This window comes from Actinomadura sp. BRA 177 (genome assembly GCF_013372625.1).
Lineage (GTDB): Bacteria > Actinomycetota > Actinomycetes > Streptosporangiales > Streptosporangiaceae > Spirillospora.
In genome coordinates, this window is sequence record NZ_JABXFD010000051.1 from 1 (window position 1) to 794 (window position 794).

Sequence of the window (794 nt, forward strand, 5' to 3'; positions counted from 1 at the left end):
CGGATCGCGTGGTGTGGCTGTGACAGTTGTAGGATGTTTGCTATGACGACGCGTGCGTGTGTTGAATATCATCATTTGTCTTTTGTCAAGCTTCGGCGACCACCCGAACCCACACGACACCCTCCGTCGCCAGCCTCAGAGGGGTATAAGAGCCGGCCCCACCCCCCCGGCATCCGGAGCCAACTTGCGCAACCCCCCACAAAGCGCGGCCACGAGCACGCCCGCGGCCCCCCGCCGGACGAGGTCAAGCCCGTCCATCAACACCCCCGCTGCTGTTCCCCCAGGCCCGCCAGTCTAGGGCTCAGCCCCTTCCCCGCCGGGGATCCCGACGCTGTGTCGGGAACCAGCGCACCCGAGATGTCGTTATCGTCATACACCGCATCCGCACCAGACGACGGGGTAGGCGATGAGGTTCCGGGACCGATTCGGGATCCGCAAGAACCGCGGATCCACGGTGACCAGACTTGACCGGGAGGCGACCGACACCGACATCGAGGCACTGATCGCGTTCGCACAGTCCCGCCGCGGCGTCGAGTTCTTCGTCGAACCGGAGACGTTCGCCACCGACACGACCGCCGTGGCCGTCGCCCACGACGGCGAGTGGACCCGCCGCCGCGTGGGCTCCCCCAAGGTCATCGGCAAGGTGGCCCGCGACCTGGGCCTCCCCGTCTACGACGTCCAGGCGGTCGGCTACCCGCCCCGCATGCGCGCCTGGAACGCCCGCAACCCCGGCCGCCGCCTAGACCCCGGCCCCACTTCCGCCGCCCGCCGCTCCCGCCCCCCCCCCCCCCGCC

At 69.4% G+C, this 794-nt stretch carries 1 protein-coding gene; it reads left to right on the forward strand.

What is annotated here, in order from left to right; genetic code table 11:
* Nucleotides 1-406 precede the first annotated feature (406 nt).
* On the forward strand, nt 407-794 hold a 388-nt coding region (locus HUX53_RS00230), incomplete at its 3' end, for a hypothetical protein (protein WP_255204775.1).